The organism is Microcoleus sp. FACHB-68, from assembly GCF_014695715.1.
Lineage (GTDB): Bacteria > Cyanobacteriota > Cyanobacteriia > Cyanobacteriales > Oscillatoriaceae > FACHB-68.
Window position 1 is genome coordinate 1389766 of record NZ_JACJOT010000008.1, and the last position, 17304, is coordinate 1407069.

At 49.2% G+C, this 17304-nt stretch carries 13 protein-coding genes; 7 read left to right on the forward strand and 6 right to left on the reverse strand.

Going from position 1 to position 17304, the window contains the following annotated elements; genetic code table 11:
* Nucleotides 1-395: 395 nt before the first annotated feature.
* Both thiS and H6F73_RS14440 read right to left on the reverse strand, forming a co-directional pair.
* Nucleotides 396-617, reverse strand: a complete 222-nt coding sequence (thiS, locus tag H6F73_RS14435) for a sulfur carrier protein ThiS (RefSeq protein WP_190759394.1) — start codon at nt 615-617, stop codon at nt 396-398.
* Nucleotides 618-738: 121 nt separating this feature from the next.
* On the reverse strand, nt 739-1839 hold the full coding sequence (locus tag H6F73_RS14440; protein ID WP_190759395.1) for a thiamine phosphate synthase: 1101 nt from the start codon (nt 1837-1839) through the stop codon (nt 739-741).
* A 315-nt stretch (nt 1840-2154) separates the two neighbouring features.
* On the opposite strand from H6F73_RS14440, the gene H6F73_RS14445 reads away from it, so the two are divergent.
* Nucleotides 2155-3879, forward strand: a complete 1725-nt coding sequence (locus H6F73_RS14445) for a DUF1565 domain-containing protein (protein ID WP_190759396.1) — start codon at nt 2155-2157, stop codon at nt 3877-3879.
* A gap of 77 nt (nt 3880-3956) precedes the next feature.
* Here the strand turns inward: H6F73_RS14445 and H6F73_RS14450 are convergent, their stop codons facing one another.
* Both H6F73_RS14450 and dapF read right to left on the reverse strand, forming a co-directional pair.
* The gene (locus H6F73_RS14450) at nt 3957-5096 is read right to left on the reverse strand and encodes a hypothetical protein (RefSeq protein ID WP_190759397.1); all 1140 of its coding nucleotides are present in this window, start codon (nt 5094-5096) and stop codon (nt 3957-3959) included.
* Nucleotides 5097-5634: 538 nt separating this feature from the next.
* The gene (dapF, locus tag H6F73_RS14455) at nt 5635-6489 is read right to left on the reverse strand and encodes a diaminopimelate epimerase (RefSeq protein WP_190759398.1); all 855 of its coding nucleotides are present in this window, start codon (nt 6487-6489) and stop codon (nt 5635-5637) included.
* A 267-nt stretch (nt 6490-6756) separates the two neighbouring features.
* On the opposite strand from dapF, the gene H6F73_RS14460 reads away from it, so the two are divergent.
* The gene (locus H6F73_RS14460; RefSeq protein WP_190759399.1) at nt 6757-6969 is read left to right on the forward strand and encodes an RNA chaperone Hfq; all 213 of its coding nucleotides are present in this window, start codon (nt 6757-6759) and stop codon (nt 6967-6969) included.
* A 57-nt stretch (nt 6970-7026) separates the two neighbouring features.
* On the opposite strand, the gene H6F73_RS14465 is transcribed toward H6F73_RS14460, so the two are convergent.
* On the reverse strand, nt 7027-9339 hold the full coding sequence (locus H6F73_RS14465) for a cation:proton antiporter (protein ID WP_242072444.1): 2313 nt from the start codon (nt 9337-9339) through the stop codon (nt 7027-7029).
* Nucleotides 9340-9591: 252 nt separating this feature from the next.
* Here H6F73_RS14465 and H6F73_RS14470 point away from each other — a divergent pair, with 252 nt between their 5' ends.
* The 4 genes from H6F73_RS14470 to H6F73_RS14485 all read left to right on the forward strand — a co-directional run bounded on the left by H6F73_RS14470 (nt 9592) and on the right by H6F73_RS14485 (nt 14208).
* The gene (locus H6F73_RS14470) at nt 9592-10578 is read left to right on the forward strand and encodes a M23 family metallopeptidase (RefSeq protein WP_277882610.1); all 987 of its coding nucleotides are present in this window, start codon (nt 9592-9594) and stop codon (nt 10576-10578) included.
* Between the two features lie 101 nt (nt 10579-10679).
* Nucleotides 10680-11231 (forward strand): late competence development ComFB family protein, encoded by a 552-nt coding sequence (locus H6F73_RS14475; RefSeq protein WP_190759401.1) that lies wholly within the window; start codon nt 10680-10682, stop codon nt 11229-11231.
* Between the two features lie 155 nt (nt 11232-11386).
* Nucleotides 11387-12382 carry a ketol-acid reductoisomerase gene (ilvC, locus tag H6F73_RS14480; protein ID WP_190759402.1) on the forward strand — a complete coding sequence of 332 codons (996 nt, stop codon included), beginning with the start codon at nt 11387-11389 and terminating at the stop codon, nt 12380-12382.
* A 515-nt stretch (nt 12383-12897) separates the two neighbouring features.
* Nucleotides 12898-14208: a Mur ligase family protein gene (locus H6F73_RS14485; protein ID WP_190759403.1), complete on the forward strand. Its 1311-nt coding sequence runs from the start codon at nt 12898-12900 to the stop codon at nt 14206-14208.
* Here the strand turns inward: H6F73_RS14485 and H6F73_RS14490 are convergent.
* Complete coding sequence (locus H6F73_RS14490; protein WP_242072494.1) at nt 14205-15446, reverse strand: sugar ABC transporter substrate-binding protein; 1242 nt, start codon at nt 15444-15446, stop codon at nt 14205-14207. The genes H6F73_RS14485 and H6F73_RS14490 overlap by 4 nt on opposite strands.
* Nucleotides 15447-16199: 753 nt before the next feature.
* Between H6F73_RS14490 and pilM the strand changes: the two genes are divergently transcribed.
* Nucleotides 16200-17303, forward strand: a complete 1104-nt coding sequence (pilM, locus tag H6F73_RS14495) for a type IV pilus assembly protein PilM (RefSeq protein ID WP_190759405.1) — start codon at nt 16200-16202, stop codon at nt 17301-17303.
* Nucleotide 17304 lies beyond the last annotated feature (1 nt).

Consider the following 17304-nt stretch of genomic DNA (forward strand, 5'->3'; position numbering starts at 1 on the left):
CCCCTAGGGAGCCATCTCAGGGCAGATCCCTGGGGGAGATATCCGTACTTTAGGAAGAAGAAGAGTATCAGTTAATCTGCTAAGCCGGTTGCGTTTGAATTTATGGATGCTGCCGGCATGGGTTGAAATGAATAGGAGAAGCCGTTTAGCAGTTTCTGCCGGCACCTTTAAAATCAGAGGCTCACAAATTCTGATTTTCTTTATAAAGAAATGGGTTCTTAGCTTTTTTAAATTTTTTCCATACAAATTAGATGTCGTTAAGTTAAAACTTGACGTAGATTTTTAGGTTGCAGCGCGTCATCACTCAAATTTTCCCTGAATTTTCCATCACCGGCTTAATGTTCTAAAGCGGTTTTCTGTAAAATGCACCCTGCCGGCGATGGGAAAAATTCGAGCTAACCGCCCCCAACAATCGTGACAATTTCCAGGCGATCTCCTTCCTGCATTTGTGTGTTTTCCCAAAACTGCCGGTGTAAAATTTCGCCGTTATACTCCACCGCCACTAAACGCGGGTTCATCCCCATTTGCTCCAACAGTGCCGGCAGAGATATTTGGGGTGAGCAAGTGCGAATTTCCCCATTCACTTGTAGGCTAATTTGTCTGGTGTCACTCGTCATTTTTTAGGTTAAAAAAGCGTTTATCTGTTCCTTGCCATTTTTTCCAGTTTATTTGCCATTGCTTAATAGCCGATTAAAAATTACTTTTAACCATTCACGTAAGCAATTGCTAAGAGTAAACTTATCCCTCCGCACTTTTTAAAGCTCGCATCGTTTGCAGGCGAGTTAATTGGGAGATAAAATACTGAGTCACCAGGGTTGGTTGTTCGGCTTGCATAATCGCACGTACCACTGCAACGCGATCAGCACCGGCATTGAGCACATCATTGAGATTATTCATATCAATTCCCCCAATGGCAAACCAGGGAATCGGTGAGTGATTGGTGGCGTAGCGGATGTAATCGAAGCCGGCAGCCGCTTTCCCAGCTTTAGTTGGCGTTTCATAAACCGGCCCGACCCCAATATAATCCGCGCCTTCCTGTATCGCTCGTTGCATTTCCTCTGGATTCGTAGTAGAACGACCGATTAAGCGTTGAGGGCCAAGCATTTGCCGCGCTAGGGCGATTGGCACATCTTGCTGTCCTAAATGAACCCCATCTGCCTCAACGGCTAAAGCCAAATCCACACGATCGTTGACCAGAAAAAGCGCACCGTAGCGCCGGCATAACTTGCACAGCTTTTGAGCATTTCTGAGGCGTTCACCGTCGTCAGCGTTTTTATCTCGATATTGAACCAAAGTTAATCCCCCTTGCAGCGCCGCTTCCACAACTGGAAACAGATGTTCTGAAGGAGAAGTCACTAAATAAAGGTGCGTTCGCAGTAGAAGTTGAAGCCGGTGATAAGCGAGTAGGCTGCTTTCCAGGGTGTAAACGCGATAGCGCATCTGCTTAAAAGTCGCGCCCATATCCGGATGATACAATTTGCCGTACTCTTCTATTACCCGCAGGGCTTCTTCCACACGGCAAAAATTGGCTTGCAACAACTGCTGGATGCTAGATCGCTGTTCTTCTTGAGGATGGCTTAACTCGGTTCCCAGATCGCCTGGAGTGTCTCTTGCTGATCGCAACTCCGGCGTGTGCCAGCTTGCCAATTCTTGGCGCAAATGTTTGCACTCCCCAGCAAGTTGGGCACTATTAATACCGAACCGGCACCATTCTTCAACAATTCTCAACCCTTCGCGAGCGCGATCTAAGTTTGCATCTAAAATGCGGCAGAGGGCCGGCTGACCCCCTAGGGACACAAAGCCTTGCGGCTTTTCACTCAAGCTATGTCGATCGCCCATCAAAACACCCCCATGAATTTTCAATGTTAAGAATTATCCGCCGGCAGTGCGGTGCCGTTGGAGACTCAATTGAGACCCCATGACCAGAACAGGGACAATCTAAAATTTTGCCATTGCTCCTGGTTATTTTAATTATTTTTAAGCGATGAGCACCGACTTGGCAGATCCGACAAAATGAGAGGCAATGATTTTCAGCTTTGCTCAGTAAACCAGACGGGATTCATTCCATCTGTAGATTGTTTTAACTGTCTCATTTGAGCGGGTGCACGTCCATCAAGAATCGGTTAAAGTCTAAACCACCGTTGGAGGAGATCCGTGAGTTTGTTATACTCCCGCAACTGTCAAAGTAGCGCAGCCGCCAGCCGGCACCACAGCTTGATGCAGCCAGTCGGTAAGGATCTAGCCCGTACAGGGTTAGGATTGGCCGCCACAGCCTTACTTTGGTTGTCTCACTCAGCCGCTATTGCTCAAACACCATCGGTTGGGGCGATTCCAGAAGCGCCTCAACTTGACCTTTTGATGGCCCAATCACCCTCACCCAGCACCATGCTGTATGTCAATCCCACGTCTGGGAAGGACTCAGCCGGCAGTGGGGCCGAAAGTGCGCCGTTCAAAACCGTCACCCAGGCTTTGAGCGCAGCAGGGCCAAACACTGTAATTTTATTAGCACCGGGGACTTATAATGCTCAAACCGGCGAAACGTTTCCGCTAATGCTGAAACCGGGTGTCACGGTTCAGGGTGATCCCCGCAGCCGTGGCCAAAATATTACGATCGTCGGGGGCGGTGCCTTCCTCAGCCCCTCGGTGGCCACGCAAAACATTACCATTTTGGCCGCTGATAAAGCTGGGCTAACAGGAGTGACTGTCACCAATCCCAACCCACGCGGTTATGCCTTATGGGTGGAATCGAGCAGCCCTCTGGTTGCAGATAATACCTTCACCGGCAGCACCCACGACGGCATTTCTGTGGTGGGAACCAGTGCGCCGGTGATTCGCGGCAATTACTTTAAGCAAAATGGGGCGAACGGAATCACGATTTACGGATCTTCCCAGCCTCAAGTGCAGGATAACGTTTTTGAAAATACGGGATTTGGCATCAATATTGGCCAGAATGCCGCGCCGACGTTAACTGGCAACCGGATTATCCGCAACCGATCAGGCGTTTTGGTGCAAGCCAATGCGCGGCCCGTATTGCGGAACAATCAAATTGAAGGCAATGTGCAAGATGGCGTTGTTGCCCTGGCGCAAGCTCAGCCAGACTTAGGGAATGGGGGCGAACGGGGCGAGAATGTGTTTCGCAACAATGGTCAATTAGATATCAACGCCAAAGCTTCCAATCAAGTGATCCCAGCCTTTGGCAATCAAATGTCGAGTGATCGCACAAGCGGTCAAATTGATTTAGCCGGCAAGGTGGCTTTAGCCCCCAGGCCGGTTCTTCCTCAACCAAGGGCGGCTAGTTTATCGGCAAGAACCAATACTCAGCCGGCAGTAAACAGCGTTCAGCCGGCAGCTACCCCTGCACAGCCAAGCGTTGCCAGCAATCCCCAACCTGTAAGGCCGGCACGCACTGGTGCCCCCGTTGCCGCCTCTTCCTCACGCCCCTACAAGCCGGTGAGTGCCTCACAAGCCGCGATTGACATCCCCGTTCCTCCACCCTCATCAGCCAGCGCCAGCCGAGTGTCGCCTTCTGAAAGCCTGTCAACGCTGCCCATTCTCGCCCCACCGCCTCCCAGCGCACAAGCCGCAGCCCCAGCAGTCCTGCCGGTTCCTGGCCCTGATATCCCCTTGGGAGATGGTGCTTCCCCACCGGCGGCTGCCGGTGGTGGATCTGCGGCGCTGCGCTATCGAGTAATCGTTGAAACCAGTGGTGAGCGAGAGCAAGCTCGTGTGAGAGCGCTTGTTCCAGAGGCATTTCGCACATTCCTCAACGGTCGGGTGGTGATGCAAGCCGGCGTCTTCAGCTCACGAGATAATGCCGATGAAATGATGGAAAAGCTGAAAAGGCAGGGGTTTAAAGCCACGATGGACGAACTTGAATAACTCAGCCGTCCCTTATCCTCAGTCTTTAGCAACGGATAGAGACTGAGGACAAGGAATTGAGGCGAAATGCTCTGTTTTTACCCAGTAATTTGGTCAACGACCCACTCAAATGTTGCCATGACTTGCTGGAGTGTCGTTTCATCTTGCAAGGTAGACAAACGCAAACTGGGTAATCTTCTTTCGCTGGGATCAGCGGGTAGAGACAGACCGATGGAACTCAGTTGGTTTCTGAGTTCCAGCCATTTCTCTTCAGAATTAAAAGGCCGTTGTGAGGCGTAGTTGCTAGAAGAAATTTCTAGTTGGCCAGCAATATCTACCGTGAAAAGTTCAGGCAGTAATATTCCCTTATGCTTTAGCTTGGCTGCAAAGCCCCCGTATGTGTCGCCGGTGCCCCACTGAACGCTTACGTCAGGTTCTTGCTCACGCGCCCATTCATAGATTTTTTTGGCAATCTTAGCCTCATCTCTGCCTTGTCTAGCTGCAAATTCTTGGAAGAATGAAACTTCATCCCACCGTCTTCTCTCACGAGTTGCACTAGATTTTTTGTGTTGGGCTTCCGCTGTTTGGCCGATGATTCTAGGCACTAAAGTTTTTAAACCGTTCTCACTTACATATTGTTTGATTTCCACAGCCAGCACTTCTGTAGGGTCCATTTGTTCGTTAAGAAACTCCACCACCCGTTGCAATTCTGGGGAAATGTCATCCGCTACAAAAGCTAAACGAACTTTACCGGCTTGTAAATTCGTTTTAACTTTTTGCCAAAACAATTCTTCATCAGCGTCAGATCCTAAAAATTCTTCAAATATCTGTTCGGGATCGCGACCTTGATCTCGACAGTTCGATTCAAACTGGACAACAATTGACTCAACCGGCCAGTAAATGACGACATTCGCCGCATAGTCAAGCATCTGGCCCATGACTTCTCGCCGGCTGCGGCTGTCGTTACTGCTTTTGACTTCTACAAGGGTGGGAATTGCATTCTGATCGAGAAACAAATGATCAAGCGACCACTTTCCATTCCCCTCTTCTTCCGGGATTGCCATCTCTCGTGCGATCAATAGCCATCGTCGGGGAGTCGCGCGATCTATCTGGTCTCCAGCTAAAAGATTGGGATATTTTTCTAGCAGTTCTTGCAGCCGATCTTCTGAGTCATAGGCTTGTTCTGTCATTTCAACAAGCCGATCATCATCCTGAATGAGATAAATACCTCCACCCATTGCAATCCCCCTATGGTTGCTGATTAGCCCGATGCACAACTGCTTTCTTTTCTTTGTTTCTGTGAAAGTGAATCAAAACACTCCACATCTATTCTTTTATTTATACAATATTTTTGATAATAAAATATTGTATGATTACAATATTTTGTCAGGTTTACCAAAACTTTAATAAGTTTAAATCTTGCTGTAGTTTTGCTTAAGTCTACTGGACTCAAGCTCAATAAAACTTCATAAACTATAAATAATAAAAATCCAAACTTATTAACTCAATTGACTGTGCTTAACATTAGCAGAGTTTGTACTAAATCGAGGGAGGTTACAAAGAGAGCCGGAAAGCAACTCAACCACTCGTTGCTCAAACGCCTCCTGGGTAAGCTTGTCCCATTTTAGCTTTAAAAAAACTTCGAGGTTATAACTTAGGGAAGAGAAAAGTGCAAACCATCAGTAAAAAACAAAACCAACTGACTAAAGATTTTAGATTTTGAACGCGTAAATTTTAAACGGCTCGCTCATTCAAAATCTAAAATCCCCCGATTTCTTATAAAGTGCCGGTAAAGACTCGCTCAGCCGGCCCGGTCATGTAAAGCCGGTTATCTGTTGCTGACCATTCAATGTGCAAACACCCGCCAGGAAGTTCCACCGTTGCAGTGCGGTCACACCGGCCTGTCAGAACACCCGCCACCAGTGCAGCACAAGCGCCGGTGCCACAAGCCAGCGTAACACCGGCACCCCGTTCCCACACCCGCATTTTTAAGTAATCCGGTTGCACCACTTCAATAAACTCCGTATTTGTGCGCTTGGGAAATACCGAGTGATGCTCAAACAGGGGGCCAATTGCTTCCAGAGAAATCGCCGCGACATCCTCCACAAACGTAATGCAGTGTGGGTTGCCCATGCTCACGCAAGTCACCGACCAAGATTGACCGGCAACTTCCAAAGACTGATCGACAACTTTCTCATCAGGTGCACCCAAGGTTGTAGGAATTTCAGCAGCGAGAAGCCTAGGTTCGCCCATATCCACAGTTACCTGACCGTCAGGCCGGATTTTGGGAGCAATAACACCGGCTCCCGTATGGATGCGATAGGAACGAGAAGAAGCGACTTCTCCCCCACCCGCGCCGGCTTCCAGATCGGCTAAGAACCCAGCCAAACAGCGAATTCCATTGCCGCACATCTCTGGCTCAGAACCGTCAGAATTAAAAATCCGCATCGTGTAGTCAGTGCCGGCACCTCCTGGCAAGGCGAAAATCACACCATCCGCACCAATGCCAAAATGACGATCGCACAGCTTCACCGCATCTGCCGGTGTCAAACACGGTTCTGAAGACGTGCGATTGTCAATCAGAATGAAGTCATTGCCAAGTCCGTGATACTTTGTAAATTCGATTGCCATCGAGTTCTCCGCTTTTAGCTAGCCGCTTTCAGCATCCAACTGTTACTGTACGGCTTTCTGGGGGGCAGTGAGGCGATTTTGCAAGTCCGTAAGGGAATTATAGAGTGCTTGCGCCTAGCGCTTCGTTTCTCCTAACTCATCTGTTGCCGGCCTTGACCAAAATCGGATAAAAACCCACTGCCACCCATCAGAGCGAGTAGCCAACTGAATGTCTGATCGCCAAATCTTTAAACTTTTTGTAAATTATCCCCCAGGACGGATTAAATTATGGCTGAGTTCAATACAGGATTGCCCAGCATTCGCCAAGTTCAGAATTTAATTAAAGACAAAAAACAGGTTGAGATTAAAGTCACCACCGCCGATCTGCTCACAGGCCAGATTCGCTGGCAAGATGAGAACTGCGTTTGTGTATTCGATCAGCAGGATCAGCCGACCATTGTTTGGCGGCACGCAATTGTTTACATCAAGCCCAAATCTTGAATCGAGAGGGGGAAAATGGCCCTCCCTTTGCGCTATCCTTTTGAGCCGGCGTCCCACTCAACCATCTCGCAAACTATCACTCGGTAAAAACTCCTGGAGCGGTTCACTCACCGTCGCTCGGATCACAGGCACCTGCAACACCGGCAAGTGGGGAGATGGCGCGATGATCCGGCGCACTTGATTGAGCGAATGGAAACCCCCGCACAGCAGCAGGCGATCACCTGCTTGAAAATTGGTTTCACCATTCGGAAAGCGGATAAACTTACCCTCTCGCCGGATCGCTTGCACCTGCACCCCATGCAGCCGGCGCAGATCCAGTTCAGACAACGCTGTCCCCACCACAGGACTGCCATCTGGCACCGTCAACCACTGACAGGACATACTTTCACGCGGGACAGCCACCTCACCTTTGACCAACTGGGCAAAAGCAGCCAGTTCTTCCGGTTCTCCCACTACCAAAAGCCGATCCTCGGCTAACAGTGTAGTCTGCGAATCTGGATAGTCGATTTCCTCCCCAGATGAGCGGCGAATGGCCATCAAACTGATGCCGGTGAGGTGGCGCAGGTCTGTTTCTTCGAGCGTCATCCCAGCCAGGGGAGACCCTTCCGGCAGCGGATACCACTTGCTGTTCATATCCTTGGCCGCCACTTGCAAATCCCGCGATACTTGAGAAGCCGAGCGTTCCGGTCGCAGATCCAAATAGTGCCGGCTGCGGATTTGCGCCACTTCTCGCTGAATCACCGGCAGCAGCAACCCCATGCCGGCCAGCAAATGAGCTGACAGTTCCAAACTCGCCTCAAACTCCGGCTGCACAACTTCTCGCGCCCCTAACTGGTACAGCAGTTCGATATCTTTATCTCGGTTAGCCCGAACCACAATATCCAAGTCCGGGGCCAGTTCCAAGGCTCTCTTGAGGCATAGCCGGCTGCTCATGGCGTCAGGCAGCGCAATGGCCATCGCCCGCGCCTGTTCTACCCCAGCGGCTTCTAATACGTGCAAACTCGCGGCATTGCCATAGACATAGCTAACGCCGGCCTCTCGCATCTGCTGAATTTGACTTTCAGACTGATCGATCACCACCACCGGCAGTCCGTGTTCTTGCACCAGTTTCACAAGATTGCGCCCAACTCGCCCATAGCCTACGATCACGACATGATTTTGCACCGATTTTTCAGCGGACACTTCCAAGGGCACATCCGCTTGATTGAAATACTTTTTCAGCACGGGCAGTTCTAATAACTTCGGCACCAGTCCCAGTACGAAGGGTGTCAGCACTAGCGTTACTGCCGTTGTGCCCACAATGAGCAAATAAACTTCGCGGGAAACCAGACCCAGCAGTTGCCCTTCACTGGCAAGGACAAAGGAGAATTCTCCGATCTGCGCTAAACCCACGCCGGCAATTAAAGCGGTTTTCAGGGGATAGCCAAACGCCCTGACAATCGGTGTGACAATTAAAAACTTGCCGACAAGTACCAGCGCCACCAGTCCCAAGATCAGTTCTAGATTTTTCCATAGGAACAGTGGGTCAATCAGCATCCCCACCGAGACAAAAAATAGGGCAGCAAAGATATCCCGCACGGGTTCGACATAAGTTAGGGTTTGGTCGGCGTACTCGACCTCTGAAATCATCAGGCCGGCGACAAACGCTCCCATTTCGATAGAAAAGCCCAAACGATCAGTGAGCAGGGCAATGCCCAAGCACAGGGCAACCACTCCCAGCAAAAATAGCTCCCGACTCTCGGTTTTCGCCAAAAATTGCAGCAACGAGGGGACAACCCAGATGCCGGCAGCCACTGCGCCGGCGGCAAATAACCCAAGGCGTACCAGGGAACTAGCAACGGTCATGCCAAAGGCTTCCGGTGGCTGGTCGAGTGCCGGCAGAACGGCCATCATCAGGCCCAAAGCTAAGTCCTGCACGACTAAAATTCCCAGCATCACCTGCCCGTGGGGTGTGGCGGTTTCGTTGCGTTCCATCAGGCACTTGAGCACCACAGCGGTTGAAGATAAAGAGAGGATCGCGCCTAAGAACACACCCTGTGCCGGTGAAGACACCCAGCCCATCCCCACAGATGCTAAGGTCGTGATCCCAATTGTCAGGGCAATTTGCAGCCCGCCCCCTCCCAGACTGATGCGTTTGACTTTGTTAAGTTCGGCCAAGGAAAACTCAACGCCCAAGGCAAACAGTAAAAAGGCCACACCGAACTGCGCTAGGGTTTCGACCTGCACGATTTCTTTAATGAGTCCTAATCCTGCTGGGCCTACGATTATCCCACCTAGCAGATAGCCCAGTAAAACCGGCTGTCGCAGGAGTGCCGCAAACAGCCCCCCAGCGGCGGCGGCGGCTAGAACTGTTACTAAGTCAACGATCAATCTAAAATCTTCTTGCACAGGTTTATGAGAAAAATTATTAAGGTCTATAAACTTCAGAATATAAAGTTTTTTGGGATTGTGGGTAGAAGTTTAGGTAAAGAGTGTAGAGGGGCATGGGGCATAGGGCATGGGGATGGGGGAAGAGTTGCATTTGTCCCACTCTCCCCCTCTATCTCCTAGCCCTTAGTTCTATGCCTCTCAGCCTGAGAAAGGGCTGGAAACAGAACCCGCAAAACGCTAGTCTAGTTGCCAATGCTGACTGAATCCCAACGCATGATGAGTATCTTGAATCAAACCAATAATTTCCCAAATAATGGGCTGGGTTCATCCCCACGCCTTGCACAAGTTGCTGCCGATGCTGTTTCTTGGGTGCGGCGTCTAGGCGTTGCGACAAGTTTGACCGTTGGAATTGCTGCCGGCGCGGCTAGCTGGGCAATGCCGGCGCTTGCCCTACAAGTCCAACTGAGTCCGAAAAATCCCCAACTGGGCGATACGATGTCGGTGATGATTCGGTTAGACAAACCGGCAAATAATAACGCCAGTCCTACCGTAAAAATGAACCAGAAGACCTACCAGACGTTTGCGGTAGGCCCAAATCGGTATCGGGCTTTGCTGCCCTCAACACCGTTAGATCGCCCTGGCACTTGGAAAATTGAGGTAGCCGGTGAAGGTCAGGTGCGTAACTTGGCAGTGCAGGTGCGCGATCGCGACTTCCCTACCCAGTCCATCTGGTTGCCGCCAGGGAAGGATGGAGATGTTAGCGATTATGAGTTCGATATTGTAGACGCTTTCAAAAAGTTACAAACTCCGCAAAAGTTTTGGAATGGGGCATTTCTGCGGCCTAATGCCGGTGAAATTACTACAATTTATGGAGTTCGCCGCTATTATAATGGTAAATTTGCTGAAGATTATTACCATCGGGGTGTAGACTATGCTGGAGCTTACGGTTCAGCAGTGGTCGCACCGGCAGCCGGTCGAGTGGCTTTGGTGGGGCGTGAAGCCGACGGATTTGTGATTCACGGAAACTGCATTGGTATTGACCACGGTCAGGGTGTGACAACTATCTATCTTCATCTGAGCAACATTAAAGTTAAGGAAGGAGATATGGTGAAACCCGGTCAAGTGATCGGTGCTGTCGGAAATTCGGGGGCTTCAACCGGCCCTCATTTACACTGGGGTCTGTATGTACACGCTTTGTCTGTCGATCCAGTACCCTGGCGATATCAAGGATTTGAATAACTCTTCTTTTTTTATGGGTTTAGTCACATTCGTAGCTGAATTTAGGGCAAGATTATTCCAGGTTTGCCCTGTTAAGATAGTGCCGGGGAGCGTAAGAATTTATGAGTATTGAAAGAATCGTTGAGCAGGCACTGCAAGATGGCTATCTGACGCCAGCAATGGAAGCCGAGGTAGGCCGCATTTGTAACACTGCCTCTGAATTGTCGATTGAAGAGTATATGGCTCTTGATCGTCTAATGGGAGCGCTTTTGACGGGTGAGGTGGTTGTTTTACCTCGCAAACAATTCATCAATGTGATGGAAGAGTTGGTTCTCTCAGAAGCGATTGCACGGGTTGCAGAAATTGAAGCCACCAGCGAGCAAACTCTGGATGTAGGAGATATCGCTGCTTACGCGCTGAACCGGCTACCTCCCCTCTATGCCACAACGGAGGAAGGGGCGAATTTTCAGCGATCCCGCGCTAAGGAAGAACTGCAAACCCTGATCGCTGCTCAAGTTAATGAAGCGATCTCCCGCAACCTCGATCAACCAGAATTCTTCCCAGAACGCCAAGTTTTAGGCAAGTCGTCGGGTAACGAAGTGCTCACTCAAGTCAGTGCTTTGCTACAGACTTATGCCCACAACTTTGAACCTAAACCGAGAAATTCTCTTTAAATTTTAGGGTTGGTTAATTTGAAGGATTTCGGATGGGCCAGTTTTGGATTGACTGGCAATCTGAAATCCTTCAATGCGTTTTCAGGTAACCGCCGGCAGGTATAATACAAGATTTGCTACCAAAATCTTGACGCTTGCTGGAAGGAGAAGCCCCTATGGCTCGAATGTACTACGACGCCGACGCCAATTTAGACCTATTAGCTAATAAAACCATCGCGATCATCGGCTATGGTTCTCAAGGTCATGCTCACGCCCTCAATCTTAAAGATAGCGGCTTAAACGTCATTGTCGGGCTGTATCCGGGCAGTAAGTCAGCCCAGAAGGCAGAGAAAGCCGGTTTGACTGTTCATACTGTGGCCGATGCCGCGAAGGCAGCTGACTTCATCATGATCCTGTTACCAGATGAGGTGCAGAAAACTGTCTACACCAATGAAATTGCGCCGAATTTAACCGCAGGCAATGTTTTAGCCTTTGCTCACGGCTTTAATATTCATTTTGGCCAAGTTGTGCCACCGGAAGATATAGATGTGGTGATGGTTGCCCCCAAAGGCCCAGGCCATTTAGTGCGCCGCACCTATGAGCAGGGACAAGGTGTGCCCAGCTTATTTGCAGTTTATCAAGATGCAACAGGTCAGGCGCGGGATCGCGCAATGGCTTACGCAAAAGGCATCGGTGGCACTCGCGCCGGCATCTTAGAAACCAGCTTCCGGGAAGAAACGGAAACCGACTTATTTGGCGAACAAGTCGTGCTGTGTGGCGGATTGAGTGCGCTGATCAAAGCCGGCTTTGAAACCCTTGTGGCTGCCGGTTATCAGCCGGAATTAGCCTATTTTGAGTGTCTGCATGAAGTCAAATTAATTGTTGACTTGGTTGTGGAAGGTGGCTTGGCTAAAATGCGCGATAGCATCTCCAACACAGCGGAGTATGGCGACTACACCCGTGGTCCACGTATCGTCACCGACCAAACCCGCGCTGAGATGCGAAAAGTTCTGCAAGAAATTCAATCTGGCCAATTTGCCCGTGAGTTCGTGCTAGAAAACCAATCCGGTAAACCTGGATTTACTTCCATGCGCCGGCAAGAAGCCGAACATCCGATTGAGGAAGTGGGCAAAGATTTACGGGCTATGTTTAGCTGGTTAAAACAAGACTAAAAGCAAAACAAGCGCGTTAGGGGCGGTTGACTTTCCGCCCCGAATTCATTGCTTTTAGTTGCAACCAAAGCTTGCAAACCAAAGTAAACACAGTTTAATTTTCTCTTTGTAAAAGTCGCTCAACGGTAAATTAATACATTTCTAATTTTTGGTTTTATATTTGATCGAGTGATCATCTCATGAAAATCCATATTAGGTAAATTACCTTCATGAATTCTAAATAAGCAAAGTTTGTTTTGAGTTTCTTGCAGATAATCTACTGAATTTTTGGTAAAACTCAGAGAATCTTGAATTGATTTATACCTCTATTTAGCTTTTTTTTACGCCGGTTTATTCCTTCTCGTTTAGTATTCAAAATAGGCGTTAGATCACAATAAAATTATAGATTTGCCTTAACATAGATTCTAAACAAAGGGGACATCAAGTTCTCTTTCGCCCGCCTTTCATCTTTTGATATAAGGCAATTGAGCGGGCGTCTTCTTGGCAGTTTAAATACTCGACAGCCCTGATAAGCCGTGAACATCGATTCTCTTCTCAAGCCGTTTGAACATTTTGGCGTCGATCTCGGCCTAGATCGAATTCAGCAACTGCTAGCCAACTTAGGCAATCCTCATCACCAAGTCCCTGTAATTCATGTAGGGGGAACGAATGGCAAAGGCTCAGTTTGCGCTTATTTATCAGCAATACTGACAGAAGCCGGCTATCGAGTTGGACGTTACACCTCTCCTCATTTAGTAGATTGGTACGAACGCATTTGTCTCAATGAACAACCCATCACCCCCGAAGATTTGCAGCAGTTGCTGGTACAAGTGCAAAACGCCATTCAACCAGATCAACCCTCACCCACTCAATTTGAAGTAATTACGGCAGCAGCTTGGCTTTATTTCGCCCAGCAGCAAGTCGATGTCGCCGTTGTAGAAGTTGGGTTAGGAGGGCGTTTGGATGCAACAAATGTCTGTGATCGCCCCCTCGTCAGCATCATTACTTCCATAAGCTGGGAACACTGGCAGCGCCTCGGCCCTACTTTGGCGGATATTGCCTTTGAGAAAGCCGGCATCCTTAAACCAGGGTGTCCTGCTGTCGTAGGACAGCTACCTCCCGAAGCAAAGGCTGTGGTCGAAAACCGCATTGCTGAACTTGGCTGTGTGGCAGTGTGGCCGGCACCGGCTGTTAGCGAAACAAGAGAGGGGGAAAGTCAGTATTCCTCGGATCTTGGCAACCCAGCACCCCAGCAGCCTGAGTGGGCGACATCCCAGGGTATTAAGTATCCGTTACCGATTCCGGGAGATGTTCAATTAGGGAATTCGGCGCTAGTAATGGCAGCGCTACAAATTTTGCGGCAGCAGGGATGGCAAATTTCTGATGAGGTGATCGCGGCAGGAATGGCTAAAACAGATTGGCCAGGACGCCTACAGTGGTTGAGATGGCGAGATCGCCCGTTATTGATTGATGGTGCCCACAACGGCGATGCTGCGGGCGTTCTGCGCCGGTATGTCGAGAATTTGGAGGTTAAATCGATAATTTGGGTAATGGGGATGCTGTCTACCAAGGATCGCACCGGCATCTTTAACGCACTGCTGCGGCCTGGGGATCGATTGTATCTCGTGCCGGTGCCCGATCATGCTTCTGCTGAACCCGAAGAACTCGCCACCCACGCCCAAATGATTTGCCCCCAGTTGCTAGAGTGCCGATGCTTTACTGGCTGGGAAGCCGGTGTAGAGGCAGCCATCAAAAATATTGACAGTTTAACCGTTTTATGCGGCTCCCTTTATCTGATTGGCGATTTCTTAAAAAGCCAACGTTCCCAGCCGCAATCTCCAAATTAACCTCTCAGCCGGTTCCAACTTTGTGCGGCATCGGCAACCGCCTGATCCACCGGCTTCTCATCCAGCATTGCCGCCTGCAAATTGTCATAAATAATCTTTTGCAGCTGGTTGCTATCCTTCATTGCGGGGACTAAAACCTCGGCATTTTTCAGTTGATTCGCGCTGATCGCCCGCGCTTTATCCACTGCAGTCGCATTTGCCGGCTGAGTTTGGAAGTAGCTATCTTTGAGTGCCTGCTGGTTAGAAGGCAACACATTAGCAGCTTTAGCAAACGCCAACTGATTGGCACTATTGGTTACAAATAAGGCAAATTTGAGGGCATCATCAGGCCGATTGGTGCCTTTGGGGATCGTTAAGTTCATTACCGCAACATTTTTCTTGCCGGTTGGGCCGGTGATCTCTGGGGCGGGGACGGAAACCTGAGCGATCGTCGGTGCATTTTGGGCAATTGTCTTGAAAAACTGAGGCCCAGAAGACAGCAGGGCAGTCTCACCGGCTTGGTAAAGTTCGATTGCCCGTCGGTGTCCTTGGGTGAGGGCTTCCTGTGGTATTAGCTTTTGTTTGTAGAGGTTTACCCAATACTGAAACGCCGCTTTCCCTTGAGGCGTGTTAAAAGCAGCTTTCCCTTGGTCGTCTACCAGTTTGACGCCCATCTGCACCAAAGATTCCAGCACTTCTCCTGAATCTTCTGGCACAAAGGTTACAAAAAAGGCGTATTTGCCGGTTTTTTCCTTAATTTGTTTGGCAACTTGCGCCAATTCCGCATAAGTTGCTGGGGGTTTAGAGATGCCGGCTTTTTTAAATAACTCGGTGTTGTAAATAGTTATGCGAGTTGTAAGATACCAAGGAATTCCAAAGCTTTGACCGTTGAACGTGTTGGCTTTCCAAATATTGGGTAAATATTGCTGACGCACATTATCAGGCACTTTAGAATCAAGATACATCCAAGCATTGCGTCCTGCCAAAAGGGAAGCGAAGTTGGGATTGAGGTTGACGACATCAGGGGCAGTCTGGGCTGAAACAGCGGCTAAAATTTTGCTTTCCATCGCAGACCAAGCCACATCCACCCAGCGGACTTTGATGTTTGGGTTTTCGGCTTCAAAAGAAGTGATCAGGTTGTTGAAATAATCTGTAAACTGTGGCTTAAGCTGCATTGTCCAGAATTCTACTTCCTGCTGTCCTGTGGCAGCCGGTTTGATGCCGGTGCCTCCGTCACCCGGAAGGGGTCCACAGCTCATCGCCCAGCTAAGCAAAAAGCCCAGCAGCGCAAGAATACTCAAACGTTTCCAGTTAGCGGTTAAATTTAAAACATTCCGCAAACCTCGGTCGATCCGAAAGGTTACCCACTGTGTCAACTTTGACCTCTGAGTTTTAATCCTGCTCATTTTGCTTGCCTTTGATGCCGGTTACTGAACCGATTGTGCCCAATGTACTAGATTATCGAAATGTGATGGGGAGTGCGAGAACGCAGATCCGCTGCTACGCATTTAATTTATCTAATGAGATAGAAGGAAGATAGGGAGAAAGGGAAATAGGGCAAGGAATTTAAGATTTTTTCTGGCTCGTAGACAATACGAATTAGATGTACGTTAACTTAAACATGGCGGCTGCTGAATGTTTCAGGCGAGGCACGCCGGCCTGCCTCAGAAGCGACTATGCCTGAAATGGCAAAAGGCAAATACCAGTAAATCTATTTTGTGCACCTTATTTTAGTGTTTGTGAACGATAAAATTCTTGTTTGCTGAATGCAAGGTGACTAGGCACTTTAACCGGATCTTCTAAACACATTGGTGAGGGCCAGTGAGCAAATAGGAAGGTGGGCCGCTAAATCGGGAATCCTAGCAGAGGCAGCTTGTTTGTAAAGTTTCTAACGAACGTGGTGATTCTTGATGAAATTGGGTACGATTTGAGTACCATAAATTCGGTATTATCATCTCGCTCTGGCTAATTTTCAATATCCCATCCACCTTGATACGTGAGCGGACAAAGCCGTGGTTAACTCATTCAAACGTCTATTTTCCAAAAGCAAGCAAGGGGTCGGTATAGAATTGGCTCCTGAACGGATCAATATTGTGCAGCTCCGCAAACAGGGTCAGGGTTACAAAGTGGCCACCTTTGCCTCGGTGCCGGTGCCGGAAGATGTCTTTCAAGAAGGCCAAATTGTTGACTCTCCGACTTTAGCTGCCTTGATCACGGAAACGCTGGCAGAACACAAGATTAAAGCAAAGCAGGTCGCTACGGCAATCCCTGGGAAAGAAGCCGTGATCCGGTTGATTCCGGTGCCGGCAGAACTCAATGACTTAGAGTTAAAGGAATACATGAACTCGGAAGCGGGGCTGTATTTGCCATTCCCACGGGAAGAAGCAGATGTAGACTTCCAAAAATTGCAACCGTTTGTGGATGAAGATGGGATTGAAAAATACCAGGTGCTGTTGGTTGCCACCCGCAAAGAAATTACAGATGTCTATATCGATATCTTCAAGCAGGCTGATTTAAAAATTGATGTTATAGAGGTGACGAGTTTTTCCCTGATCCGGACAATTCGAGAGCAATTGCAGCAGTTTACTCCGCAAGAAGCAGCAGTGCTTGCAGATATCGAGTTTGACACAACTGAAATTGCCATTGTTGTAGATGGCATCCCTCAGTTTTCCCGAACCATTCCGATCGGCACCTTCCAAATTCAAAGTGCGCTGTCAAAAGCGATGAACTTACCGCCGTCGAGAAACACCGATCTGCTGGCGGGGATGACCATTCCCGTTACCCCCGTGGATACATCAGGACTGGGTACAATGGGAGGGACAAACCCCGGAACTGCAGCCATGCTCAAGATTTTAGGAGAACTCGCGGATGAAATCCGTCGCTCCATTGACTTCTATCTCAACCAGAGCGAAAACTTAGAGGTAGCGCAGCTTCTACTGGCAGGGCCAGGTGCTGCACTCGGTCAACTGGATGAATTTTTCATGCAACGGTTAAGCCTGCCCACTTCTCAGGTAGATCCAGTGGAAAGTTTATCGTTGGAAATTGATGAAGAAATTACTGAGGTGCAACGACCAGGACTGGGGGTTGTACTGGGTCTAGGACTACGGGAGGTGTAAT